Origin of the sequence: Roseomonas gilardii, assembly GCF_001941945.1 — a bacterium.
Lineage (GTDB): Bacteria > Pseudomonadota > Alphaproteobacteria > Acetobacterales > Acetobacteraceae > Roseomonas.
The window spans coordinates 1,171,094-1,195,415 of the sequence record NZ_CP015583.1 but is presented as its reverse complement, the minus strand read 5'-3'; the positions used below and the strand labels follow the sequence as shown (position 1 = coordinate 1,195,415).

Sequence of the window (24,322 nt, the reverse complement as noted above, 5' to 3'; positions counted from 1 at the left end):
AGAGGAGCCTAGCGTTCCCGGCATGGAAAATCCGCGCCACCTCACCCTGATCGATCTCGCGGAGCGAGTCGATCAACTGGCCGCCGAAGCCTTCGAGGCTGATCACTCTGCCGCCACCGTGATCCTGAGTCGGATGGCCAGCCTGCTGCGCGCACTGGATACGGCATCGCCCGCAGTGACGGTGGCATCGCTGCATCCTGCAATCCTGTCCGAGGAAAGCCAGCCAGCACTGATGGCCGGCTGAGCGCCCCGGCAGGCACGACATCGGAGCCAGAGGCCCGTGCTGCGAAGTCACGGGCCAGGCGCGACTTCTCCGTCGAATAAAGAATAGCCGTGGATATTCCGGAGCTTCGGCCGATGGCGGTGAGCGGATTTGGCTGCCCACCAGGGGATTGTGGTTTTCTGCTTATCAAGCAACTCAGTGTTCGACTCGCCGAACCGTGAGTAAGGCGCATCCTCGCCTTTGGTGCCAAGACTGCATTGCCGAGCCCTGAACCGTCATCCTGCGGTGCCAGTTGGCCCATGAGACCGGCAGATCATAAAGGCGCCGACCTGGCGCGAATTTTCCTCACATACCCGGCCATCCTTATGACAGCGAACAACAGGGCAGGTGGTCGAAGAGCGGCCGGATCGCCGTCGGCCGGCAGCACCGGCGCTATCTCAGATCGAAAATCCCTGCGGAGCCACAACGAAAATGCTCCCCATGGGTGGCCCCCATATACGCCTCGCGCTACTCGATGCGAGCATTTGTGGGAGAGAAGCCGTGAGGCAATTGGACGATATCGGGCGTCTAGCCGAGATCAATTCGGGCCATCGGACCGAGGCCGCCCGCATCGAAGCAATGACGGATTTTGTCTGGGCGCTTCCGGAAGATCGACGGGCGAAATTCGAACTGGATCCCTTTTCTGCTTCCTATGGCGAGCAGGTCCAAATTCTTCTGGCGGAGATCACGGGCCGGGACGGATACGATCCGGAGCGAGATGAACTTGCCAATTATCTCAACGACGATCGGGATCGGCTGGCATCCCACTATGTTCCAAATTTTTATCGCACATCCAGCAGCCGCTTTGTCGGTGATATGCTGCAATCCTTCGGGGCAGTATTGAAGGCGCTGGATGTAAAAGCGGGCGATAGTATTCTGGAATACGGGCCAGGCGATGGGCAAATCAGCCTGAACCTCGCCCGGATGGGATGCGATGTCACAGTCGTGGACATCGAGCAAAGGTACCTGGATCTCATCCACGCGCAGGCTGAAGCGCTGGGACTTCGTATCCAAGCCATGCGAGGTCAGTTCGGTGACGCCCCACCCGGCAAGAAATATGACCGGATTTTCTTCTTCGAAGCATTCCACCATGCCCTCGATCATCAGTCCGTGCTGCATGCACTCCGTGACCATCTGGCAGAGGATGGCATGGTTGTATTCGCTGGCGAGCCTATCATCCCCGTTGACGGCTATTACCGTCCAACGGTGCAATATCCATGGGGACCAAGACTCGACGGGCTGTCGTTGACCGCCATGCAGGCGCATGGCTGGTGTGAACTGGGCTTTCATCGGGAGTATTTCGTCGAGCTCCTGATGAGATCCGGCTTCGCCGTCTCGTTCCGCCAGGAGCCTTCCACCGATCGGGGCTCGGCATATATCGCGCGGGTTAGCGGGCAAACCGTCGATCTTGGAGCACCTGTTCTGATCGAGGCGGTCGGCATGCCCGATTGCTGGCACCCCGGAGAAGGCGCCTGGCGCTGGGCAAAAGCGGCCGTGGCCGGAATTCCTCTCGACCGGACCGGACGTTGGAGGTCGGCTTCGCTGGATCTGCTGAACCCACTTCCGATCGAAAAGCGGGTCGTGATCAGCAGCGATGGAGGGACTGAGGAGTTCACCATGGTTCCGCACGAAACCCGGACGCATACATTCCCGCTTGCCGAGAGCGGCCCCGCGCTCCGCATCGCGGCACCGGTTCACAAGCCGTCCGACCTTTCGTCCGCCTCGGGGGACAACCGGGAGCTCGGCATCGCCGTCAGCGCCATCCGATATAGCTGACCGGTGCCCTGAACCGCGACAGCCGGTCTATCGGCCTGTCATCCCCACTCTTCACGATCCGGGCGACGCGCGAGTTGTCGCCCTGACAGACTCCCCCGCACCGCCAATCGAGTCGTGACCGCGTTCTCCGTCATCATGGAGCACGCGATCAAACTCGGCGGGCGGGAAGGCAATCCAGCCGCCCGGCCCAGGAAACTGAAGACGGGAGAGGACAGCCACCGCGCCCGGAATGCGCGCCTGAAAGAGGTGTCCTGGCTTGGGCTGTACACGGCGCCGGTGCCGGCCGGCCAGGAGGCGATTACCGGCCGCACCGCCGCGCAGCTTCCGGCACTACACCAGGGGCACGGATTGGCAGCGACTGACGACCTCGGCGATCGCGAAGTTGCGGCTGCGCCACGAGGACGAACCGGAAACAGGCAAGCGACCAGCAAGGCGACTAGCTTCGCTACCAGCACTGCCTAAGTGTTTGAAAGGTTGGTAGCGGCGGACGGATTTGAACCGCCGACCAAGGGATTATGATTCCCCTGCTCTACCGCTGAGCTACGCCGCCAACCGGTGGGCCGCGAATTAGGCCGCCGCGCCGTTCCTGTCAACGCCCGCCCGGCGGATGAATCCGCCGCCGAGCACACGCTCCCCCTCATAGAGGACCAGCGCCTGCCCTGGCGCCGCGATCACCGGCAGTTCCGGCGTGACGCACAGCAGCCCGCGCGCCGCATCCCAGCGCGCCCGCACCGGCTGCGGCACCTCGCGGGCACGGAACTTCGCCTGCGCGGCGAATTCGCCCTCCGGTGGCGGGATCAGCCAGTTCACCTCGCCGGCCTCCACCACGGCCCGCGGAATCGCCGCCCTGGGGCCGACCACGACGCGCCGCCGGGTGGCATCCAGCGCCGCCACATACATCGGCTCCTCGCCATCGCGTGCGGCCGGGCCGAGGCCCCGCCCCTGCCCCACGGTGAAGCGCCCCAGGCCCTCGTGGCGGCCCAGCACGCGACCGTCGAGATGCACGATCTCGCCGGGCTGCGCCGCCTCGGGGCGCAGCTTCGCCACCGTCTCGTGGTAGCGTCCGGCAGGCACGAAGCAGATGTCCTGGCTGTCGGGCTTCTCCGCCACGGCGAGGCCCAGCCGCGCCGCCTCGGCGCGCACGGCGGCCTTGTCGGGCATGGCGCCCAGCGGGAAGCGCGTGAAGGCGAGCTGCTCGCGCGTGGTGGCGAACAGGAAATAGGACTGGTCCCGCGCCGGATCGGCGGCACGGTGCAGCTCCGCCCCCGCCGGTCCCTCGACGCGCTGCGCGTAATGCCCGGTCGCCAGGGCTTCGCAGCCCAGGTCCCGGGCGAGGCCGAAGAGGTCCTGGAACTTCACCGTCTGGTTGCAGCGGACGCAGGGAATGGGGGTCTCGCCCCGCGCATAGCTGTCGGCGAAATCCTCGATCACCGCATCGCGGAAGCGGGTCTCGCGGTCCAGCACGTAATGCGGGATGCCGAGCCGGTCGGCGACATCCCGGGCGTCGTGGATGTCCTGCCCGGCGCAGCAGGCACCCTTGCGAGACACGGCGGCGCCGTGGTCGTAGAGCTGCAGCGTGGCCCCGACGACCTCGTGGCCGTCCTCATGCAGCAGTCCGGCCACGACGCTGCTGTCCACCCCGCCGGACATGGCGACCAGGATACGCATCAGCCGATCTCCGATAGCGCGCCCTCGGCGGCGATGCCTCCGATGACGGGCACAGCGCGCAGCCCCATGGCCCAGAAATCCGCCTCCAGCCGGGACGCCTCGGCGAAGGTGCGGGTCAGCAGCGGCAGACGGGCCTCGCCGCCATGGCTCTCGCCCAGCGCGTCGAGCCGCGCCGCGGCGGAACGCGCCAGGGCCTGGTACTCCTCGCCCGCATACATGGCGATCCAGCTCTCATAGGGGTTGCCGTCACGGCGGCGGCCGGGATGCGCCCCGATGCGCAGGGCGATCTCGCCATAGCCCACGGTGCATGGGGCAAGCGCCACCTCCAGGTCCAGGATATCGCCGGCGAAGCCGCGATCCAGCACCCAGCGGGTATAGGCGACCGTCTCGGCGGCCTCGGGCTGCGCCAGGATGCCGTCCTCGGACAGGCCCCAGCCGGCACAGTATTCCAGGTGCAGCCGCGTCTCGCCGAGGATGGCATCCACCGCCGCGCTCTTCTCGCGCATCGCGGCGAGGCTCTCCGCCTTCACCACGGCCAGGGCCTGGGCACGGGCGAACTGCACGAGGAAGAGGTAGTCCTGCACCAGATAGTGCCGGAAGGCCGGGAGCGGCAGCGTGCCCTCGGCCAGCCCCCGCACGAAGGGATGCCAGCAATAGGCCTCCCATTCCGGCGCCGCGCCTTCGCGCAGGCGCCGGAACAGGCCGCCCGGCACGCCATAGGACTCGATCTGCTGCTGCGGCATCCCGCGACATCCTCCGCCCGTGATGGCGCGCCTACTTGCCCGCCGCCGGCAGCTTCACCACCAGCCCATCCAGCGCCTCGGACATCACGATCTGGCAGCCGAGGCGGGAGGTCTCCTGCAGGTCGAAGGCGAGGTCGAGCATGTCCTCCTCGTCCTCGGTCGGCTCGGCCAGCTTCGGGAACCAGTCGCCGTCCACGATCACATGGCAGGTGGCGCAGGCGAGGCTGCCCTCGCAGGCGCCCTCGATGTCCACGCCATGGCGATGGGCGATCTCCAGCACGCTGAGGCCCAGCGGCGCATCCACCTCGCGCCGCGTGCCGTCACGCTCGATAAACGTCATCTTCGGCATACGGGCCGCTCCTACTCCACCGTCTCGGGGGACATGACGGATGTCCAGGCACGCGCGAGGGCCGCGGCCGCCAGATCCACCTCGGCGGGCGAGGTAAAGCGCCCGATCCCCACGCGCAAGCTCGCTCTTGCGGCCTTCTCATCCAGGCCGATGGCCCGCAGCACATAGGAAGGCTCCACCGAGGCCGAGGAACAGGCCGAGCCGGTGGAGACGCAAACCTCCGGCATCGCCGCCATGAGCCGCTGCGCGTCCACGCCACCGGGAAAGGCGAGGTTCAGGTTGCCCGCCACCCGGTGCTCCCGGCTACCGTTCACCACCACCCCCGGCACATGCGCGGCCAGCGCCGCCAGGAAACGGTCGCGCAGCCCGGCGGCCCGCGCCGCGTCCTCCCCGCCCTCCAGCCGTGCCAGCCGCGCCGCCTCGCCCAGCCCGACCACCAGCGGCGCGGCCAGGGTGCCGGAGCGGAAGCCGCGCTCCTGCCCGCCGCCGGACAGGAGCGGCACCAGCCGGACGCGGGGACGGCGGCGGACATAGAGCGCGCCGATGCCCCTGGGCCCGTAGATCTTGTGGCCGGAAAGCGAGAGCAGGTCCGCGCCGATCGCCGCCACGTCCAGCGGCACGCGCCCGGCGGCCTGGGCCGCGTCGGTGTGGAACAGCGCGCCCGCCCCCCTGGCGATGGCGGCCAGCGCGGGCAGGTCCTGCACCACGCCGATCTCGTTGTTCACCGCCATGACGCTGACCAGCAGGGTGCCGTCATCCACAACCGCGCGCAGCGCCTCCGGGTCCAGCAGCCCGTCCGGCCCGACAGGCAGGATCACCGGCTCGAAGCCTTCCGCCGCGAGGTCGCGCACGCTCTCCAGCACGCATTTGTGCTCGATGGCTGTGGTGACGATGCGCCGCCGCCCGCTGCCCTGAGAGGCGGCGAAGCGCGCCGCACCCTTGATGGCGAGGTTGTTGCTCTCCGTGGCGCCGGAGGTCAGCACGATCTCCCGCGCCTCGGCGCCGATCAGCGCCCCGACCTCCGCCCGCGCCTCCTCCACCGCCGCCTCGGCGGCCCGGCCCATGACATGTTCCACGCTGGCCGGATTGGCGAAGTTCTCCTCCCACCAAGGGCGCATGGCGGCCAGCACCCTCGGATCGACCGGGGTGGTGGCGTGGTTGTCGAGATAGATCGGACGGTTGGCGGCCGGGGCAATCATGCCCCCGAAGATGGGGCGCTACGCCGCGCGCTGCGAGAGGCGATCCCGCATGGCAGCATAGGCGGCGAGAAAACGCCCCGCCGCATCCTCCGGCGCGTTCCAGGGGAGCGAGATGCGGATGGCGCAGCCCGCCGCCTCGCCCAGCCCCATCGCCTCCAGCACATGGCTGCGCGCCACCTTGCCGGAGGAACAGGCCGAGCCCGCCGAGACCCGGACCCCGGCCAGGTCCAGGGCGATGACCTGGGTCTCCGCCGGCAGGCCGGGCAGCAGCAGGCTCGCCGTGTTGGGCAGGCGCGGCGCCCCGGCCCCGGGGATGCGGGCGCCACTGCCCGCCTCGATGGCCCGCCGGATGGAAAGCAGGCGCTCCGCCGCGTGCGGATCGGCGGCCTCCGCGGCCGCACCCAGGCCGGCGATGGCTGGCAGGGGCTCGGTGCCGCCCCGGCGGCCACGCTCCTGCCCTCCCCCCGGCAGATGCGCCGGCAGGTCCAGCCCCGGACGCAGCAGCAGCGCCCCAGCCCCCTTCGGGCCGCCGAGCTTGTGGCCGGACAGGGCAAGGCTGTCGGCGCCCAGTTCCTCCAGCGAGACCGGCATCCGCCCCGCCGCCTGCACCGCATCGACATGCAGCAGCGCGTCGTGGTGGCGGCAGAGGGCCAGCGCCTCCGCGACGGGATGGATCACGCCGGTCTCGTTGTTGGCCAGCATCAGGCAGACCAGGGCGGAAGGGCCGGAGGACAGGACCCGCTCCAACGCCGCGAGGTCCAGCACCCCGTCCCCGTCCACCGGGAGGCGTTCCGCCTCCGGCGCGGCGGCCAGCACCGCCGGGTGCTCGGTGGCGCCGGCCAGGATGCGGCGCCCCCGGCCCAGGCCGCGAATCGCCAGGATATCCGCCTCGGTCCCGCCGGAGGTGAAGACCACGTCCCGCGCCCGGGCTCCGAAGCGGACCGCCACCTGGGCGCGGGCCTTCTCCAGCAGCCGCCGGGCGGCGCGGCCCTCGGCATGGACGGAGGAGGGGTTGCCGGTCAGGTCCATCGCCTCCAGCGCCGCGAGGCGGGCCTCGGGGCGCAGCGGCTCGGTGGCATTGGCGTCGAGGTAGAGGGCGGGCGAGGTCATGCCTCCGCCTCCCCGCCATCCGGCTCCGCCCCCTGGACCATGCCTGCCAGAAGCGGCGGCAAGGCGCGCCCGCGCACCTGCCCCCGGACCACATCCGCCAGCGACACCCCCATCAGGAAGAGCCGGATCTGCTCGCCCAGCTCGTCCCAGAGGTCATGCGTCGCGCATTTGCGGCCGGCCACGCAGCCGGCGCCCTCGCCCGCGCAGCGTGTGGCGCTGAGCGGCTCGTCCACCGCCTCGATGATCTCGGCCACCGAGATCGCCACGTCCGGACGGGCCAGCCGGTAGCCGCCGCCCGGCCCGCGCGCCGATTCCACCAGCCCCGCGCGCCGCAGCCGTCCGAAGAGCTGCTCCAGATAGGCGAGCGAGAGGCCCTGCGCCCCGGCGATCTCGCCCAGGCTGACCGGGGGCTCCGGGCTGCAGCTCGCGCAGCGCGCGCGGTCCGCCATCTCCACCATCGCCATCACCGCATAGCGGCCGCGCGTCGACAGGCGCATGTCGTTCGGTCACCTCCGCGGTGTCATCGGTGTTTCCGCAGTATCGGAAACAAAAAGGGGGAATTCCCGGCTGGAGCCTGAGACATGGGCCCCATGCCATGATTTCGTTAGGGTTTAGAGGAACCGCTCCCTATATTGGCCTCGCGCCGGGGATCGTAAGCCCGCCCCGGCAGACATCAGATGATCGGAACCCTGCCGGTAAGGAAGGTGTCTCGCGGTATGCCACCTGCGCCCGCGGCACGCCCCTGTCGGCATCGCTCCATGAACCAGGGAGGATGGAGTGACCCGTGCGTCGTTCCTCCATTCCCCCTTCAGGGCTGTTGGCTCGGAATGCGTGACTGCGCATTCCCAAAGGAAGTGGACACCAGGGGACAATGCCTGAAGTGATGTTCGCCGGCCCCGATGGCCGGCTGGAGGGTCGCTACCACCATTCCAAGCGCCCGAATTCCCCCGTTGCCCTGATCCTTCATCCCCACCCGCTGCATGGCGGGACCATGAACAACCGTGTCGTGCACGGGCTTTATGGCCGTTTCCAGGCGATGGGCTTCTCGACCCTGCGCTTCAACTTCCGGGGCGTGGGCAAGAGCCAGGGCCGCTATGACGGCGGCATCGGGGAGATCTCGGACGCGGCGGCGGCGCTCGACTTCCTGCAGGCGGTGAATCCCTCCGCGCCCATGCTCTGGGTGGCGGGGTATTCCTTCGGCGCCTATGTCGGCATGCAGTTGCTGATGCGGCGGCCGGAGATGGGCGGCTTCGTCTCCATCTCCGCCCCGGCCAGCCACTATGACTTCGGCTTCCTCGCCCCCTGCCCCTGCTCCGGCCTGATCCTGCACGGCGCGCAGGACGAGCTGGTGCCGGAAAGCAGCGTGCGGAAGCTGGTGGACAAGCTGAACACGCAGAAGGGCGTGAAGATCGACTACCGCGTCATGGAAGGCGCGGGCCATGTCTTCACGCCCGACCAGACGGAAAAGGTCTGCGACGCCACCGAGGACCATGTGATGTCGGTGCTGAACCGCGCCCGCATGTCCATGGCCGCGGACTGATCCTTCCGGCCCGGACAGGGCCTTCCGCCTCTTCGCAGAACCGCCGGTTCCCATCCAGGGAACCGGCGGTTCGCCGTTTCAGGCCGCGCCGGGCATGAAAAAAGGGCGCCCCGTCCAGGGCGCCCTTTTCATCGTTCCGGTCCGTCATCCGCTCCGGCCCTGCCTCGCCCCCATTCCAGGGGGCGGGCCGGCAGCGGCGGTCCGGTTCAGGCCGCCAGCGCCAGGGGCGCGACCGGGCGGCGGAATTCCAGGATCAGCAGCCCACCCACCAGCATCAGGCAGGCGGTCATGGCGGCCAGCGCGACCGGAAGGGCCAGGAGCTGGCTGGCACCGGCGCTGCCCAGCAGCGTGCCGACCACGGCCAGGATGGTGGCGATGCCGAGGAAGACGAGGGAGATGGCGAAGGACTTCATGATACTGGGGACTCCCAGGCCTGAGTGATCCGGCCGTTTCCGGCCTCTGGAGCGGAAGATGGGGGCCGCTCGCGGCATGGTGAGGACCCTTTTGTGGCATGATTCGGGCAGACGGACCAGATGGTTCATGGCAGCTCCCCGGTATGCGCAGTGCCCCGCTTGCATGGTTCTTGCTGCCGGTTGGCGACCATGACCGTCACGAGATCCCACCCCGCCATGCGCCGCCTGCTCCTGCTCGCCGCCCTTCTCGCCCCGGCCCTTTCCACCTCCGCCTGGGCGCAATCCGGCCCCGCGCCGCTGCGCACCGCCGTGGACGGCACCTTCGCGCCCCATGCCTTCCCGAAGCTGGATGGCGGCGTCCAAGGCTTCAACGTGGATCTCTTCACCGAGGTGGCGAAGCGGCTGGGCCGGCCGATCACCATCGACAGCGCCTCCTTCTCCGGGCTGGTGCCGGCACTGAACGCCGGGCGCTACGACTTCCTCGCCGCCCCGGTGACCGTCACGAAGGAACGGGCGGAGAACCTGCTCTTCACCGAGGGCTATCTCTACACCGAGTTCCAGTTCGGCATCCGCAAGGGCAATGCCCCGATCGCCTCGCTCGACGACATCAAGGGCAAGGCGATCGCGGTGAACAAGGGCAGCGCCTATGACGCCTGGGCCCAGGCCAACGCGGCGAAGCTCGGCTTCACCTACCAGACCTATGACAGCAACCCGGATGCGGTGCAGGCGGTGGTCGCCGGACGGGCCTATGCCGTTCTCGCGGGCAATACGGTGGTGAAGTATGCGGCATCCCGGCAGCCGCAGCTCGTGCCGGACTTCGTCATCAAGGAAACCCGCGCCCACTGGGCCGCGCCCTTCCGCAAGGACGAGGTGGCGCTGCGCAACCAGGTCGAGGACGTGCTGGAATGCATGAAGCGCGACGGCTCCCTGGCGAAGCTCAGCGAGAAGTGGTTCGGCAGCAAGCCGGCCGCCGACGATGCCGAGAACACCCCCTTCCCCGGCTATGGCGTGCCCGGCCTGCCCGGCTACGACCCGGCGCCGCATGAGCCGCGCTGCGGCTGAAGACAGGTCTTCCGTCTCGTGGACTCGGGCTTCGCCTTCTCCTTCCTCAACGCCCGCGTCGCCGCCGAGTACTGGCCCCGCATCGCCGAGGGCTTCGCGCTGACGCTCGCGCTCGCCGCGCTGATCGTCGTCGCGGGGCTCGCGGCGGGGCTGGGGCTCGCGGCGGTCCGGGCGCTGGGCATCCGTCCCCTGAACTGGCTGATCGTCTTCTTCGTGGACCTGTTCCGCGCCCTGCCGCCGCTGGTGATCCTGGTGCTGCTCTATTTCGGCCTGCCCTCGGCGGGGATGTCGCTCTCCGGTTTCTGGGCCACCTGGCTGGCGCTGACACTGGTGCTGGCCGCCTTCGCCGAGGAGATCTACTGGGCCGGCATCACCGCCGTGCCGCGCGGGCAATGGGATGCGGCGCGCGCCCTGGGCTTCCGCTTCCTGCCCGTGCTGTTCCTGGTGGTGCTGCCACAGGCCGTCCGCATGGTGATCCCGCCGCTGACCAACCGCACCATCGCCATCACCAAGGGCACGGCCCTGGCCTCGGTGGTGGGGGTCTCGGAGATCCTGGGCGCGGCGCAGTCCTCCATGGCCTTCTCGGCCAATCCGACGCCGCTGACGCTGGGCGCGATCGCCTATGCGGTCCTGTTCCTGCCGGTGGTCGGGCTGGGGCGCTGGATCGAGCGGCGCTTCACGCTCGGCCGGGCGAGGAGCGCCTGAGATGGAGGAGTTCACCGCCGCCTTCCTGAACACCGAGATCATCGGGCAGGCGCTGCCGATCCTCTGGTCCGGGCTGAAGCAGACGCTGCTGCTCTCGCTGATGACGGTGCCGCTCGGCGTGCTGGGCGGGCTGATCCTGGCCTTCACCTCGCGCGCCGGCACACGCTGGATCGCCTGGCCCGCCGTGGCGCTCACGGATCTCTTCCGCGCCGTGCCGCCGCTGGTGCTGCTGGTCTTCCTCTATGCCGGCCTGCCCTTCCTCGGGCTGGATATCGGCGCCTGGGGCGCGGTGGCCCTGGGCTTCTTCCTGAACACCGGCGCCTATTACGGGGAGATCCTGCGCGCCGGGCTGGACAGCGTGCCGCGCGGCCAGACGGAGGCGGCGCGGGCGCTGGGGCTGCGCTCCTGGCAGGCGATGCTGCTGGTGATCCTGCCGCAGGCCCTGCGCAACGTGCTGCCGGACCTGGTGAGCAACACGCTGGAGGTGGTGAAGCTCACCTCCCTTGCCTCGGTGGTGGCCCTGCCGGAGCTGCTCTTCCAGGCGCGGCAGGCTCAGAGCGTGACCTACAACGCCTCGCCCATCGTGGCGGCGGCCCTCGCCTATTTCCTGCTGCTCTGGCCGGTGGTGCGGCTTCTTTCCCGGCTGGAGAACCGCGCCGTGGCCGGAGGGCGATGAAGAGGGTGCCGGCGCCCCGTCAGGGGCGCTGGGCCGCCATCTGCGCCAGATAGGCGATGAGGCTTTCCATGTCCCGCTCGGGCAGTTGCTCCTCCGTGAATCCCGGCATCTTCTGGTCCGGCCAGTGGCGCAGGCTGGCCGGGTCGCGGAGATAGCGGCGCAGGGAGGCGGGCTGGAAATACTCCACCGGGTTCATCGGGCGGTTCAGGTCCGGCCCCAGCATGGCCGTGCCGCCGCCATTGATCCGGTGGCAGGGCAGGCACTGCGTGACGAAGACGGCGAGGCCCCGCCGGGCCGGGTGGCTGCCGGGCAGGGCCGGGTCCGGCTCCATCATCGGCCAACGGGCCGTCGGCGAGGCGACATAGCGCAGGGTGGCGAGCTGGTAGGTCCAGTACTTGGTCGGAATGCCGCTGGCCTCGGGCCTTTCCCAGACGATGTAGAACGGCCCCGTCCCCACGGGTTTGCCGGGCATGGCGGGCCAGGGGGCATCGGCCGGCTCGACGGCGATCCAGGCGCGGCTGCCCTCCTCGCCCCCGGTGCCGAGAACGGCACGCAGCGGGATCTGCGCCGCATAGCCATCCAGCGCCACGGTTTCCAGGACACTGTCCTCGGGGGGCGTCAGGCGCGACAGGAAGGAGGCGAGCGGCAGGGCCCTGTACCGCCGGGGCTGGTGATAGGCGGGGTCCGCCACGATCTCGATCTCTGCCGCCTCCCGGTCCTGGAGGAGTTCGCCGCTGTCGAAGCTCAGGCTCTCCACGCCGCTTTCGAGACGCAGCGTGGCCGCGACGGCGGGAAGCGACAGGGCCAGGAAGGTGGCCAGGGCTGCCAAAAGGGATGACATGCGGAGATTCTCGCCAAGGTTGTTCTTGATAGGGAACAATAACCCCGGACGCGTGGCAACGGGTCGTTTCTATCCCGGAAGACCATGGAAGCCCTCCCCCTCTTCCACCCCGCTCTTGGCGCCGCCACGCCGTTCCTGCCCGGTCGGACAGAGATCGAGCAGCACGCAGCGATGACAGGCCGGCTGGCGGAAGAAGCAGCACCGCTGACCGTGGAGCATCAGCACCTCGTGGTCGTCATAGACCTGCTGCGCGTCCCATTCGGGCGGCAGCATGGCCTCCAGCACGCGATGCGCCGGGCCGACCGCGAGCTTCGGCGGGATCAGCCCCAGCCGGATGGCGACCCGATGATGATGGCTGTCCACCGGCAGGGCGCGGCGTCGCAGGGAGGAGAAGGACAGTACGGCGGCACTGGTCTTCGGCCCGATGCCGGGCAGGGATTCGAGCCAGTCGCGCGCCTCCGCCACCTCCATGCCGGCGAGATGGCCAAGGTCCAGCCGCCCCTGCCGCTCGGTCAGGGCCCGCAGCGTGCGTTGCAGGGCCGGCGCCTTCGCCTCGGGCCAGGTGCAGGGGGCGATGGCGGCCTCGACTTCGGCCACCGGCGCGTCCCGCACGCTTTCCCAGTCCGGGAAACGTTCCCGCAACTGGCGGAAGGCGCGGGCGCTGTCGGCGTTCTTCGTACGGTGTGACAGCAGCGAGGAAACGGAGCTCGTCCAGCGGATCGAGCGCGTGGAAATAGGCGATGGGGCAGTGATAGGCCTCGCACAGGCGGGCATGGACCTGCCGCAGCAGGGCGGGCCGGTCATCGGCGGAAAACCTGTGGTCCTGCGGCATCTGGGCCATGGCGCGTCATTCTCCGGGAAGCAGGAGAACGCGCCTGCACCTGACCAGTTCGGCAGCGTGACAGCCTCCGGATGGCGTGATATTTTCTGAAAGTTAATCCATATAAATGATGAACGACATCCCGCGCCGTCGTTCTTCCGGAGGAATGCCCCCATGACCGCCCGCCGCACCCGAAGGGCCACGCTGCTGGCCGCCTGCGGAACCCTGCTCGGCCTTGCCTGGGGTGGCGCCCAGCCGGCCCAGGCTCAGGACAAGGCCGTGGCGAACTACCCCGACCGGCCGATCCGCGTGATCGTGCCCTTCGGCGCCGGCGGCACCACCGACCTCGTGGCGCGGCTGGTCGGACAGACCATGAGCAAGCGGCTGGGCCAGCCGGTGGTGGTGGAGAACCGTGCGGGTGCCGGTGGCAACATCGGCAGCGATGTCTGCGCCAAGTCCGCGCCGGACGGCTATACGCTCTGCGTCGGCACGATCAGCAGCCATGCGATCAATGCCAGCATCTATCCGAAGATGCCGTTCGACAGCCAGAAGGACTTCGCGCCGGTGGCGCTGCTGGCGACGCAGCCGAACATCCTCGTCGTCGCCAACAACGTGCCCGCCTCCAACGTGACGGAGCTGGTGGCGCTGATGAAGGCCAAGCCCGGCTCCTTCGACTACGGTTCCTCCGGTGTCGGCACCTCGATCCACCTGGCGGGCGTGCTGTTCCTGCAGATGACCGGCACGGATGCGGTGCACGTGCCCTATCGCAGCAGCGGCCAGATCATGACCGAGATGCTCGGCGGCTCCCTGCCGATGAGCTTCGACAACTTCTCCTCCGCCTGGCCGCATGCGCGCGACGGGCGGCTGCGGGCGATCGGCGTCGGCTCCAAGGAACGCATGAAGGTCGCGCCGGACGTGCCGGCGCTGGCGGAAACGCTGCCGGGCTTCGAATCCCTGTCCTGGCACGGCCTCTTCGCCCCGGCGGGCACGCCGCCCGCCATCGTGGAGAAGCTGAACAAGGAGGCCCTTGCCGCGGTCCGGTCGCCGGAGGTGACGGCGCGCTACGAGGAGCTGGGGATCTCGCCCAGCGGCTTCACCCCGGCCGAGTTCAAGGAATTCGTGGCCGCCGAGACCAAGCGCTGGGGCGACGTGGCCCGGGCCGCGAACGTGAAGGTGGAGTGATCCGCCGCGCGGATGGCGGCAGGGGGCGTCCCGCGGGGCGCGCCCCTTCCCGCATCCTCAGCGCTGCCGCCAGGGCAGCCCCTCGGCCTTCCAGCCCGCCACCGTGCCGCGGTGGCCCGACGCATCGGGCGGCCCCTCGAAGCCATCCGCGACGTTATAGGCCTTCCCGTAGCCGGCGGCCTGCGCCGTCTGCGCCGCGGCCAGGGACCGGGCGCCGGAGCGGCAGATGAAATAGAGCGGCGTTTCCGGCTTCGCCCCGGCCCGCCGGAGCATGTCGGCGAACCCGCCATTGACCTGCATGGACGGATAGACCTGCCAGGGGATCAGCGCCGGCTGGCGCCCCAGTTCCGAAAGATCCGGCAGGCCCACGAAATTCCATTCCGCATCGGTCCGGACATCCACCAGCATGGCGTCCGGATCGTCGCGCAGCCTGTCCCAGACCAGGCCGGGCGGCACATCCTCGATCGTCATTCCAGGGCTCCTCGATCTGTTGGATGCAATCTGGTTTGATGAGGGCGCCGCGTCCATACAGGCAGGGACCTCTTTCCGCGCATGTCCGCATCCCCCCCTCCCGCCACCGACCAGGCGGGACGATCCAGCCGCGTGCCCGTCCTTGCCGCCGCCTCCTTCGCCACCTCGACCCAGACCTTCGTGGTGTCCGGCCTGCTGAACGAGATGGCATCGGATCTTGCCATCCCTGTCGCGCAGGCCGGGCAGGTGGCCACGGTCTTCGCCATGGCCTTCGGCCTTTCCGCCCCCTTCCTGGCGGCGCTCACCGCCCGCTGGCCCCGGCGCCGGCTGCTGGTGGGGATGCTCTGCCTGCTCGCGCTGCTGAACGGGCTGATCGTGGTGACCCATTCCTTCGCCGCGCTGATGGGGCTGCGCCTGCTCTGCGGCATGGCGGCCGGGATGGTGGTGCCGGCGGCCGCGGCCACGGCGGCGGCGCTGTCCACGCCCGAGCATCGCGGCCGCGCCCTGGCGACGGTGGTGGCGGGCTCCACCTGCGCCTTCCTGTTCGGCGTCCCGCTGGGTTCCCTGGCCGGCGAGGTCTTCGGCTGGCGCGGCGCCTTCGGCCTCGCCGCCCTTCTTTCCCTGGGCGCGGCACTGGCGATCCGGCTGCTGCTGCCCGAGGTGGCCGGAGAGCACGGCGGGCTGCGCGGCCTCGGCAACCTGATGCGGACGGGGGTGCGCAAGACCCTGGCGGTCACCTTCCTAGCCTTCGGTGCCAGCTTCTGCACCAGTGCCTTCATCGGCCCGGCGGTGAACCGGGTGAGCGGCCTGACTGGCGGGCAGGTCGGGCTGATGCAGGCGCTGGTCGGCGCCGCCTCCTTCGCCGGCATCCCGCTGGGGGCCTGGATGGCGGATCATGGGGCGGTGCGGAAGCTCTGGCTGCTGCCGGCGGTGATGGTGCTGGCGGCACTGGCGCACTATGCCCTGCTCTCCGGCGCGGCGGATGGCATGGCGAGCGCGATCCTGTTCCAGGGCGGGGTGATCCTGGTGGCGGGCGCCTGCGCCTTCGCGCTGGCGCCGCTGCTGCAGACAAGGCTGGTGGCGCTGGTGCCGGAGGCTCGCAACGTGGTGCTGGCGGCGAATTCCTCGGCGATGTTCCTGGGCCAGGCCACGGGCGCGCTGCTCGCCGGAATTGCCATCGCGGGGCTCGGCATCCAGGGCATCGCCGCGGCGGGGGCGGCGATGGCCTTCGCGGCCTGCCTCGTGGCGGCCTGGATGAATCTCGGCGCGCCGCCGTCCGGCCGACGGGGCTGAGGCGGACGGGGCGAAGGCCGGGCACCTCCGCTGGCGGCGCCCGGACGGGAGCGATCCCCGGGGTGAAAACCCGATCGGCGAGGCCGCTTTCAACCCTGGGCGGGCCTACGAAGCGGATTGAACAACGGCCCGGAGGCCCGCCTGCATCATGGCCAAACGGGAACGCCGTCCAGCCCCGTGGTTTCCGGCAGGCCGCAGATCAGGTTCGCATTCTGGACCGCCTGGCCGGCCGCTCCCTTGCCAAGATTGTCGACCACGCCCATCGCGATCACCAGGTTGCGCTCAGGATCGGCCGCGTAGCTGACGAATGCGAGGTTCGAGCCGGTAGCCCATTTGGTCTGCGGCGGCTTGTCGGTCACGCGGACGAAAGCCCGCCCGGCGTAGAAGCGCCGGGCCGCGTCCAGGCACTGGTCCGTGGTGGCGCGGCCGCGGCAGTACATGGTGGCGAGTACGCCGCGGGTCATCGGTACCAGGTGTGGCGTGAACACCAGCCCGGCGGCGCTGCCGCCGCTCAGCCGCTCGATCGTCCTGGCCATCTCGGGCATGTGGACGTGCCTGAGCAGACCATAGGGCACGAGGTTCTCGTTGCTCTCGGCATAGCCGAACCTGCTGTCGGCGCCGCCCCGGCCGGCACCGGAGATGCCGGTCTTGGCGTCGATCACGATGTTGCCGGGCTCGATCAGCTTGTCGGCCAGCAGCGGCGCCAACGCGGTCAGCGTCGCCGCGGGGAAGCAGCCGGGGTTGGCAACGCGGACCTGTCCCTCGATCTGGGCCGGCCAGACATCGGCCAGGCCGTACGCCCAACCCTCGACGTAGCGGTGGTCGCCGCCGATATCGACGATCTTCACGTCCCTGGGGACGCGCGCCAGTGCCTCGGCCGAGGTGCCCGTGGGCAGCGACGCGAACAGCACGTCGAGCTTCGGCAGGGTCTCGGGGTCCCACTTCTCGATCACCAGTCCAGCGAGCTTGGCCGGCACACCGGGGAAGCGGTCCACCAAACGGCTGCCCGCGCTGCCTTCGCCCGCCGCATAGACCAGCTCGAACGAAGGGTGGCTCGCGATCAGGCGCATCGCCTCGCCGCCGCCAAAACCGCTGATCCCGACAATGCCGGCGCGAATGCTCATGGTGGTGTCCTTCTGGGATTCGGGCAAAAGAAAACCCCCGGAGCCGGGAGGCTGCGGGGGTCTGAAGAGTGAGCGTTCAGCTCCTGGATCTGCTGGATGCCTTACAAACGGCTATGTCCACCAGAAAGGGCCATTCCACGCGCAGCCGCCAGTACCGCCGCTGACAAGCAGCGTCGGCGTCGGTTGGCCAGCAGGGAGAGATGGGTGCTCACGGACTGAACGTGCCGGTGAACAGGTCCTTTCGTCAACTTGCGCCATAGGAGTCGGGAGTTTGCTTCCCGGCCCTATCCGGCCGGGCCCTCCTAGCCCTGCGCCCGCCAGGCCTCGGCGAAAGCCCGGGCGTTCCGGCCGACCTCCGCCGCCTCCATGCCCGGCTTGTAGAGCGCGGAACCCAGGCCGAAGCCGGCAGCGCCAGCGGCGCGGAAGCCGCCCATGTTCTGCGGCGTGATGCCGCCCACGGGCAGGAAGCGCGCCTCCTTCGGGAAGACGGAGCGCATCGCCTTCAGCACCGGCGGCGTCAGCAGCTCGGCCGGGAAGAGCTTCAACGCATCCGCCCCGGCGGCCAGCGCGGCGAAGCCCTCGGTCGGCGTGGCGATGCCCGGCGTGCAGAACAGGCCGGTGGTCTTGGCGGCGCGGATCACCGTGGCGTCGGCATGCGGCATGACGACGATCCGCCCGCCCGCCATGGCCACGTCGGCGACCTGCGCCGGGGCCGTCACCGTGCCGGCGCCGATCAGCACGTCCCGGCCGAAGCGGCTGGCGAGGCGGCGGATGCTGTCCACGGGCTGCGGCGAGTTCAGCGGCACCTCGATGATGGCGAAGCCCGCCTCCACCAGCGCCTCGCCGATGGGCACCACCTCCTCCGGCGTGACGCCGCGCAGGATGGCGATGAGCGGCAGGCGGTCGAGATAGGTCTGGAAGGACATCAGGCGGCTTCCTTGGATGTTCCGGCGACGAGCCCCGCCTGGACGGCGATGCGCCAGAGGCCGGCGATGGCGGCGTTCTCGATCTCTCGGACCTCGGAGACGCCCAGCAGGGCCAGCGCCTCGCGGTAGCGTCGGCAGAGGGCGGGATCGCCGATCAGCACCACGCCTTCCGTCCGGTCCCGCAACCCGCACAGCAGTTCCTCGCCGATCAGCAGGCCGGAGAGATAGTCGAGGCTCAGCTCCGGCCGCAGCCCCCCGGTCAGCACCAGCGCGCGCGCCGAGAAGAGCAGCGGCGCGACATGGCCACCCTCCCGCACCGCCCGCACGCCCCGCAGGAAGGCGGCATCGGCCGCCGCATCCTCCGCCGGCTTCGGCAGATCCCGGGCGAAGCGGCCCAGGATGGAATGCCCGCGCAGCAGGGCGAAGAGCTCGCCGGTCATGTAGGTGTCGAAGCGCGCGATGCGGCCCTGCTCGATGCTCACCCATTTGGAATGGGTGCCCGGCATGACCAGCAGCGATCCCTCGCGCAGCGCGGGGTCCAGCGCCAACGCGCCGGCGATCTGCGTTTCCTCGCCGCGCATCACGTTCGGGGCCTCGCCGTACCGGGCGACGCCCGGCACCACCAGCAGCGCGCCGCCCGGCACCGGCACCAGCCCGCCGGCCAGCTCCTCCGGCCCGGCCGGGCAGGGCAGATAGGGGGCCTCCACCCAGCCCTGGGCACTGCCGATCATCCCGGCGGCGATGGAACGCAGCTCCGGCCAGCGCCGGCGCCATTCGCCGGTCACGGCCTCGAAGACCGCCGCGAAATCGCCGCCGGAAACCTGCATGATGCCTTGCGGCGCGCTGCGGCTGTCCAGCACGGCGCCGTCCGGTCCCAGCAGATAGGCGCGCAGGGACGTCGTACCCCAGTCCAGCGCGATCAGGGCCGGTTTCCGCGATGCCGCCGCCCCGCCCGTGGCGCGGTCCTCCATCCGGTCTTTGCTCATGCGTTCCTCTCCTGCTTCACGCCGCACGCGGCGCGGCGGCGCGCCAGCCGAGGCTGCGCGAGATGGCCTCCGCCGTGGCCGCGACCTCCGGCACCAGCCGCAGCATCCGTTCCTCCGGCATGTGCTGCGCGGCGGAGGCGAGGCTGACCGCCGCCACGATGCCGCGCCCGGCGTCGCGCACCGGGGCCGCGACGCAGTGGATGCCGATCTCGTTCTCGGCGAAGTCCAGCGCCACGGACTGCGTGGCATAGCGCCGCATCTCGTCGCGATAGGCCTCCCAGGGGCGCGGCGAGCCGCGGCTGGCGGGATGGGCAAGGCCGTTCTCGTAGAGCGCCCGCCAGCGATCCTCCGGCAGGTCGAGCATCAGCGCCTTGCCCACGCCGGTCAGCGCCATGGGCATGCGGTGGCCGATGCGCGAGCGCATCTCCAGCCCGCGCTGGCCCGGGATCTTGTCGAGGTAGAGCACCTCCGCCCCGTCGGGCAGGCCGAGATGCACCGTGTCCTGCGTGCGCTCGGCCAGAGCCTCCAGATGCGGCCGGGCGAGGCGCGCCAGCGGCACCTGCTCCCGCGCCTGGAAGCCCAGCTCGATCAACTTCGCCCCCAGCGCGTAGCCGTCGCCCTCACCCCGGAGATAGCCCGCCTTCACCAGCGCGCTGGCGAGCCGCTGCGTGGTGCTGCGGCTCAGCCCCAGCGCGCGGCACAGCGCGGACAGGTCGCGTGCCCCACAGGCCACCGCCTCCAGCACGGCGAGGCCGCGGAACAGCGTCTGGGTCCCGGGCGTGCTTTCCGGCGGCATATCGGCCCCTCCGCCACCCAGGATAGGCCGGTGGCAGAGCCGGTCAATATATGAATTTCCATCCCATTATATGGGTTAACCGACCTTCCCAAGTCCTCGGCCGGCAAAAGCATCCCGCCAAGCCACCCGCGAAGGCGCGCACGTGACGGGGTGCAGGCCCGCCTCGCGCGGCGCGGGCTGCGCTGGCCTGACCGTCCCCGACCGGCGAAAGGGGTTGGGACGGCCTCAGCCGATCCGGAGCGAGTGGGAGAGAGGAGCCACCATGGGCGCGGCCTGTCCGGCGAGGCCGGGGCGCGTCCGGGACAGCGGGATGCCGTTGAACAGCCAGAGCAGCCAGGGGCTGCGGCCGATCACGAAGCGGTGGATCAGGTAGCTGACACCCAGGCCCGCGGCCACGGCGATCGCCCAGCCCAGCAGCGGCCTGTCGAGGCCCAGGCGGATGCTGCCCTCGGCCACCAGCATCACCACGAGGTAGTGGAAGAGGTAGATGGTGAAGGCGCTCCGCACCAGTTCGTTGACCACGGGATGGCCCGCATGGACGAGGCGCCGTGCCAGGGCCAGCAGCAGCCGCGCGCCCGTCAGCCCCATCAGGGCGAAGAGCAGCACGCCGGAAACCTGCGTCACCGCCCCCTGCTCCACATGCCGCTGGAGCAGCAGCAGCCCGAGCCCCGCCGTGAAGAGCAGCAGCGTGCCGCGCCCCGGACGGGTGAAGCGCTCGAAGGCCTCCGGCCGTGCCAGCAGCCAGGTGCCCAGCAGGAAGAAGGGGAAGTATAGCAGGAGTTCGCGCAGGTTCACGGTGTCGCCGAAGGCCCGTTCCAGGTGGCCGCCCAGCAGCCGCTCGTCCAGGGCCTTCAGCCCCAGGCGCCAGGCCACCATGAGGGCCACCAGCAGCAGGTCGCTGGACAGCATCCCGCCCGCCAGCCGCTCCAGCGGCGCGGGGGCGAGGCGGCGGAGCGGCAGCAGGGTGGCGAGCAGGCCGCACATCAGCAGCAGGTCCAGCAGGAACCAGAGATGCCCCAGCCAGTGCCCGCCCGGCGAGGTGAGCTGGGCAAGGAAGGAGGGCGCGACGCCCACGGCAGGGTGCAGCGCCACCGAGGCCACATACATGGCGGGGATGTTCAGCAGCACCACGGACACCAGCAGCGGCAGGCCGAGCCGCGCCAGACGCGCCTTCAGCCAGGCGACGAGGCCCGCCTTGCGGATCACCAGCAGCGAGAAGAACCCGGCGAGCAGGAAGAAGGCGGGCATGCGGAAGGCATGGATGACGTCGTTCACATGGCCCAGCAGCACGCTGGTCGTGACCGGGTTCACCACCCAGGGGTCCGGCCCGAAGACCTGCCCGGCCCGGTAGGGGATGCCGAGGAGCATCAGGAAGGCACGGCAGAAATCCATGTAGTACAGGCGCTGCTTCATCGGCCCGTCCTTCCCCTGTCGGCGGCACCGGGACGCTGCCCGGCCAAGGGCCTGTGTTTCTGGCCCCTTTTGGTTTTCGTATCGTAAATTGTGCCCTTTTGGATAAAATCTCAATAAATATCTTTTTAATGATCTCATTGTAACAAGCCGGCTGCGTATCCGGCAGGCGTCCGGCCTTCACTGGATAACGGCGGGCCGGGTGGCGGGAAGGACAGGTCGGAAAAGCGCGGGATGCCGACTCGCCGGTGGCGCCGAGGGGTGCCATATACCGCCCGCCCATGAGAACATTGCCGGAACCCTTCGCGGGCTGGTTCGCCGCGCGTGGCTGGACGCCCCGGCCCCACCAGATGGCGCTGCTGGAGGCCGCCGAGGCCGGCCGGAGCGCCCTGCTGATCGCCCCGACCGGCGGCGGCAAGACCCTGGCAGGCTTCCTGCCCAGCCTGATCGATCTCGCGCAGGGCTCTCCGGACCAGGGGGCCACCCGGGGGCTGCACACACTCTACATCTCCCCGCTCAAGGCGCTGGCGGTGGACATCGCCCGCAACCTGACCACGCCCATCGAGGAGATGGGCCTGCCCATCCGGGTGGAAACGCGCACCGGCGACACCCCCGCCAACCGCCGCCAGCGGCAGCGCGAGAACCCGCCGGAGATCCTGCTTTCCACGCCGGAAAGCCTGGTCCTGCTGCTCTCCCTGCCCGATGCGGCGGAAATCTTCGGCGGCCTGCGCGCCGTGGTGGTGGACGAGGTGCATGCGCTGGCCGGCACCAAACGCGGCGACCAGCTCGCCCTTTGCCTGTCGCGTCTGCAATCCCTGGCGCCCGGCCTGCGGCGCGTCGGCCTTTCCGCCACGGTGGCGCAGCCGGAGGCGCTGCGGGCCTGGATCGCGCCGGATGCGCGGCCCGAGGGCGCGGCGCTGATCCTGGGCAAGGGAGGCGCCGATCCGAGCCTGGAGATCGTGCTGCCGGAAGGGCACCTGCCCTGGGGCGGGCATATGGGCCTGGCCAGCGCGCCCGAGATCTACCGCCGCATCGGCGGGGCCGGCGTCACCATCGTCTTCGTCAACACGCGCGCCCAGTCCGAGCTGATCTTCCAGGCACTGTGGCGCCTCAACGACGACAACCTGCCCATCGCCCTGCACCACGGCTCCCTGCAGATCGAGCAGCGGCGCAAGGTGGAGGCCGCGATGGCGGCGGGGCGGTTGCGCGCCGTGGTGGCGACGGCCTCGCTCGACATGGGCATCGACTGGGGCGCGGTGGACCAGGTGATCCAGGTCGGCGCGCCGAAGGGCGTCTCGCGCCTGATGCAGCGCATCGGCCGCGCCAACCACCGGATGGACGAACCCTCCCGCGCCGTACTGGTGCCGGCCAACCGCTTCGAGGTGATCGAGTGCACTGCCGCCACCGAGGCCGTGGCGGCGCATGAGCTGGATGGGGAGGCGCCGCGCGCCGGCGGGCTGGACGTGCTGGCACAGCATATCCTGGCCATGGCTTGCCACGCACCCTTCCGGGCGGACGAGCTCCATGCCGAGGTGACGCGGGCCGCGCCCTATGCCGCGCTGTCGCGGCGCGACTTCGACGACGTGCTGCGCTTCGCGGAGGATGGTGGCTACGCGCTGCAGGCCTATGAGCGCTTCCGCAAGCTGTTCCGCGACAGCGAGGACCTCATCCACATCCGCGACGAGCGCGTGGCGCGGCAGGTGCGGATGAATCTCGGCACCATCACCGACAGCCCGATGGTGAAGGTGCGCATCCGCGGCGGGCCGGTGCTGGGCGAGGTGGAGGAATGGTTCGTTTCCACGCTGGAGCCGGGGCACTGCTTCCTCTTCGCCGGGCAGACGCTGCGCTACGAGGGAATGGACGCACTCTCCGTCATCGTTTCGCGCGGCGGCGACGAGGAGCCGCGCGTACCGACCTATGCCGGCGCGCGGCTGCCGCTTTCCACCTATCTCTCGCGCCGGGTGCGGGCGATCCTGGCCGATCCCCGGCGCTGGCGCGCCCTGCCGGAGCCGGTGCGCGAATGGCTGCGGCTGCAGCAGCGACAGTCCGAGCTGCCCGACCGCGACGGGCTGCTGATCGAGAGCTTCCCGCATCACGGCCGCTGGTTCATGGTCGCCTACTGCTTCGAGGGCAGGCTCGCACATCAGACCCTGGGGATGCTGGTGACCAAGCGGATGGAGGGGATGGGCCACGGCCCGCTCGGCTACCTTGCCACCGACTACGTGCTCGCCACCTGGAGCGCCTTCGAGCCCACCGAGCCGGAACGCCTCTTCGAGGAGGACATCCTGGGCGAAGAGCTGGAGGAATGGATCGCCGAGAGTTCCATGCTCCGCCGCACCTTCCGCAACATCGCCACCGTCGCCGGGCTGCTGGAGAAGAACCATCCCGGCGCCGAGAAGAGCGGGCGGCAGATGACGATGAACGCCGACCTTATCTACGACGTGCTGCGGAAGCACGACCCGGACCACATCCTGCTGCGCGCCACCCGGCAGGAGGCCGCCTATGGCCTCACCGATGTGCGCCGCATCGCCGACCTGCTGGCGCGGGTGCGCGGGCGCATCCGCGTGCGGGCGCTCGACCGTGTCTCGCCCCTCGCCGTGCCGGCGCTGATCGAGGAAGGGCGCGAATGGGTCCCGGGCGGCGCCGAGGACGCCCTGCTGGCCGAGGCCGCCGCGCTGGTGGAGGAAGTCACCGACGGCGCCGAGCATTTCGCCGAGGTGCTGAGCGAGGTGACGGAAGGCGTCCGCATCCGCGCCGGGGTGGTGGACCGCCCGCGCCACCGCAAGGGGCGGGAACGGCGCGGCCGTGGCCTGCCCGGCCTGCGGCGCGGGGCCTGAGGGATCGCGGGCATGGCGGATGGGGACAGACAGCGCCATCGGAAGACGACAGGGGCGAGTTGCGACAGGATGAACGGATGAGATTCGCCGTGTGCCAGGGCCGGACGGCCCCGGCCGTGACACCAGCGCCATG

At 70.0% G+C, this 24,322-nt stretch carries 25 protein-coding genes and 1 tRNA gene; 10 read left to right on the top strand and 16 right to left on the bottom strand.

Annotation, left to right across the window (positions count from 1 at the left end; translation table 11 throughout):
* Positions 1 to 22 precede the first annotated feature (22 nt).
* Both RGI145_RS05265 and RGI145_RS05260 read left to right on the top strand, forming a co-directional pair.
* On the top strand, positions 23 to 244 hold the full coding sequence (locus tag RGI145_RS05265) for a hypothetical protein (protein ID WP_075797534.1): 222 nt from the start codon (positions 23 to 25) through the stop codon (positions 242 to 244).
* A gap of 519 nt (positions 245 to 763) precedes the next feature.
* Positions 764 to 2,038: a class I SAM-dependent methyltransferase gene (locus RGI145_RS05260; protein WP_167668234.1), complete on the top strand. Its 1,275-nt coding sequence runs from the start codon at positions 764 to 766 to the stop codon at positions 2,036 to 2,038.
* 475 nt (positions 2,039 to 2,513) lie between these two features.
* Here the strand turns inward: RGI145_RS05260 and RGI145_RS05255 are convergent.
* The 7 genes from RGI145_RS05255 to RGI145_RS05225 form a co-directional block, all read right to left on the bottom strand.
* Positions 2,514 to 2,588, bottom strand: a tRNA-Met gene (locus tag RGI145_RS05255).
* 17 nt (positions 2,589 to 2,605) lie between these two features.
* The gene (gene mnmA, locus RGI145_RS05250; RefSeq protein WP_075797532.1) at positions 2,606 to 3,706 is read right to left on the bottom strand and encodes a tRNA 2-thiouridine(34) synthase MnmA; all 1,101 of its coding nucleotides are present in this window, start codon (positions 3,704 to 3,706) and stop codon (positions 2,606 to 2,608) included.
* Positions 3,706 to 4,449, bottom strand: a complete 744-nt coding sequence (gene tenA, locus RGI145_RS05245) for a thiaminase II (RefSeq protein WP_075797531.1) — start codon at positions 4,447 to 4,449, stop codon at positions 3,706 to 3,708. The genes mnmA and tenA overlap by 1 nt, the downstream gene beginning before the upstream one ends.
* 31 nt (positions 4,450 to 4,480) lie before the next feature.
* Positions 4,481 to 4,798, bottom strand: coding sequence for a ferredoxin family 2Fe-2S iron-sulfur cluster binding protein (locus tag RGI145_RS05240; RefSeq protein ID WP_027280002.1), 318 nt, complete (start codon positions 4,796 to 4,798; stop codon positions 4,481 to 4,483).
* A gap of 11 nt (positions 4,799 to 4,809) precedes the next feature.
* Entirely contained in the window at positions 4,810 to 5,997 is a 1,188-nt protein-coding gene (locus RGI145_RS05235) for a cysteine desulfurase family protein (RefSeq protein WP_075797530.1), read from the bottom strand.
* 18 nt (positions 5,998 to 6,015) lie between these two features.
* A complete protein-coding gene (locus RGI145_RS05230; protein WP_075797529.1) occupies positions 6,016 to 7,107 on the bottom strand; it encodes a cysteine desulfurase family protein in 1,092 nt (363 codons plus the stop codon).
* Positions 7,104 to 7,604 carry an Rrf2 family transcriptional regulator gene (locus RGI145_RS05225; RefSeq protein ID WP_075797528.1) on the bottom strand — a complete coding sequence of 167 codons (501 nt, stop codon included), beginning with the start codon at positions 7,602 to 7,604 and terminating at the stop codon, positions 7,104 to 7,106. Before RGI145_RS05225 ends, RGI145_RS05230 begins: the two co-directional genes overlap by 4 nt.
* Before the next feature lie 374 nt (positions 7,605 to 7,978).
* Here RGI145_RS05225 and RGI145_RS05220 point away from each other — a divergent pair, with 374 nt between their 5' ends.
* A complete protein-coding gene (locus RGI145_RS05220) occupies positions 7,979 to 8,647 on the top strand; it encodes an alpha/beta hydrolase (RefSeq protein WP_026032966.1) in 669 nt (222 codons plus the stop codon).
* Between the two features lie 206 nt (positions 8,648 to 8,853).
* Here the strand turns inward: RGI145_RS05220 and RGI145_RS05215 are convergent, their stop codons facing one another.
* Entirely contained in the window at positions 8,854 to 9,060 is a 207-nt protein-coding gene (locus RGI145_RS05215) for a hypothetical protein (protein ID WP_075797527.1), read from the bottom strand.
* A gap of 189 nt (positions 9,061 to 9,249) precedes the next feature.
* Here RGI145_RS05215 and RGI145_RS05210 point away from each other — a divergent pair, with 189 nt between their 5' ends.
* From RGI145_RS05210 to RGI145_RS05200, 3 genes are read left to right on the top strand one after another with little or no spacing between them, the layout of a single operon-like run.
* Positions 9,250 to 10,122 carry a transporter substrate-binding domain-containing protein gene (locus tag RGI145_RS05210; RefSeq protein ID WP_075797526.1) on the top strand — a complete coding sequence of 291 codons (873 nt, stop codon included), beginning with the start codon at positions 9,250 to 9,252 and terminating at the stop codon, positions 10,120 to 10,122.
* Between the two features lie 18 nt (positions 10,123 to 10,140).
* Positions 10,141 to 10,827 carry an amino acid ABC transporter permease gene (locus tag RGI145_RS05205; RefSeq protein WP_075797525.1) on the top strand — a complete coding sequence of 229 codons (687 nt, stop codon included), beginning with the start codon at positions 10,141 to 10,143 and terminating at the stop codon, positions 10,825 to 10,827.
* Between the two features lies 1 nt (position 10,828).
* Entirely contained in the window at positions 10,829 to 11,503 is a 675-nt protein-coding gene (locus tag RGI145_RS05200; protein WP_075797524.1) for an amino acid ABC transporter permease, read from the top strand.
* Positions 11,504 to 11,522: 19 nt separating this feature from the next.
* Here RGI145_RS05200 and RGI145_RS05195 read toward each other — a convergent pair whose 3' ends face one another.
* Positions 11,523 to 12,344: a c-type cytochrome gene (locus tag RGI145_RS05195; protein WP_075799853.1), complete on the bottom strand. Its 822-nt coding sequence runs from the start codon at positions 12,342 to 12,344 to the stop codon at positions 11,523 to 11,525.
* A 69-nt stretch (positions 12,345 to 12,413) separates the two neighbouring features.
* Positions 12,414 to 12,986 (bottom strand): endonuclease III domain-containing protein, encoded by a 573-nt coding sequence (locus tag RGI145_RS05190; protein ID WP_237183211.1) that lies wholly within the window; start codon positions 12,984 to 12,986, stop codon positions 12,414 to 12,416.
* On the opposite strand from RGI145_RS05190, the gene RGI145_RS25720 reads away from it, so the two are divergent.
* Complete coding sequence (locus tag RGI145_RS25720; protein ID WP_237183312.1) at positions 12,919 to 13,275, top strand: hypothetical protein; 357 nt, start codon at positions 12,919 to 12,921, stop codon at positions 13,273 to 13,275. The two genes, RGI145_RS05190 and RGI145_RS25720, sit on opposite strands and share 68 nt — an antisense overlap.
* 63 nt (positions 13,276 to 13,338) lie before the next feature.
* Complete coding sequence (locus tag RGI145_RS05185) at positions 13,339 to 14,346, top strand: Bug family tripartite tricarboxylate transporter substrate binding protein (protein WP_075797523.1); 1,008 nt, start codon at positions 13,339 to 13,341, stop codon at positions 14,344 to 14,346.
* A gap of 57 nt (positions 14,347 to 14,403) precedes the next feature.
* On the opposite strand, the gene RGI145_RS05180 is transcribed toward RGI145_RS05185, so the two are convergent.
* The gene (locus tag RGI145_RS05180; protein ID WP_027280013.1) at positions 14,404 to 14,817 is read right to left on the bottom strand and encodes a rhodanese-like domain-containing protein; all 414 of its coding nucleotides are present in this window, start codon (positions 14,815 to 14,817) and stop codon (positions 14,404 to 14,406) included.
* A gap of 81 nt (positions 14,818 to 14,898) precedes the next feature.
* Here RGI145_RS05180 and RGI145_RS05175 point away from each other — a divergent pair, with 81 nt between their 5' ends.
* Entirely contained in the window at positions 14,899 to 16,110 is a 1,212-nt protein-coding gene (locus RGI145_RS05175; RefSeq protein WP_075797522.1) for an MFS transporter, read from the top strand.
* Between the two features lie 146 nt (positions 16,111 to 16,256).
* On the opposite strand, the gene argC is transcribed toward RGI145_RS05175, so the two are convergent.
* From argC to RGI145_RS05150, 5 genes are all read right to left on the bottom strand, one after another.
* Complete coding sequence (argC, locus tag RGI145_RS05170) at positions 16,257 to 17,234, bottom strand: N-acetyl-gamma-glutamyl-phosphate reductase (protein WP_075799852.1); 978 nt, start codon at positions 17,232 to 17,234, stop codon at positions 16,257 to 16,259.
* Positions 17,235 to 17,536: 302 nt separating this feature from the next.
* The gene (locus tag RGI145_RS05165) at positions 17,537 to 18,160 is read right to left on the bottom strand and encodes a 2-dehydro-3-deoxy-6-phosphogalactonate aldolase (RefSeq protein WP_075797521.1); all 624 of its coding nucleotides are present in this window, start codon (positions 18,158 to 18,160) and stop codon (positions 17,537 to 17,539) included.
* Entirely contained in the window at positions 18,160 to 19,146 is a 987-nt protein-coding gene (locus RGI145_RS05160) for a 2-dehydro-3-deoxygalactonokinase (protein WP_083670433.1), read from the bottom strand. The genes RGI145_RS05165 and RGI145_RS05160 overlap by 1 nt, the downstream gene beginning before the upstream one ends.
* A 16-nt stretch (positions 19,147 to 19,162) precedes the next feature.
* A complete protein-coding gene (locus RGI145_RS05155) occupies positions 19,163 to 19,942 on the bottom strand; it encodes an IclR family transcriptional regulator (RefSeq protein WP_075797520.1) in 780 nt (259 codons plus the stop codon).
* A 225-nt stretch (positions 19,943 to 20,167) separates the two neighbouring features.
* Positions 20,168 to 21,355 (bottom strand): acyltransferase family protein, encoded by a 1,188-nt coding sequence (locus tag RGI145_RS05150; protein WP_075797519.1) that lies wholly within the window; start codon positions 21,353 to 21,355, stop codon positions 20,168 to 20,170.
* 278 nt (positions 21,356 to 21,633) lie between these two features.
* On the opposite strand from RGI145_RS05150, the gene RGI145_RS05145 reads away from it, so the two are divergent.
* Positions 21,634 to 24,189 carry a ligase-associated DNA damage response DEXH box helicase gene (locus RGI145_RS05145; RefSeq protein ID WP_237183210.1) on the top strand — a complete coding sequence of 852 codons (2,556 nt, stop codon included), beginning with the start codon at positions 21,634 to 21,636 and terminating at the stop codon, positions 24,187 to 24,189.
* The last annotated feature ends 133 nt before the right edge of the window (positions 24,190 to 24,322 follow it).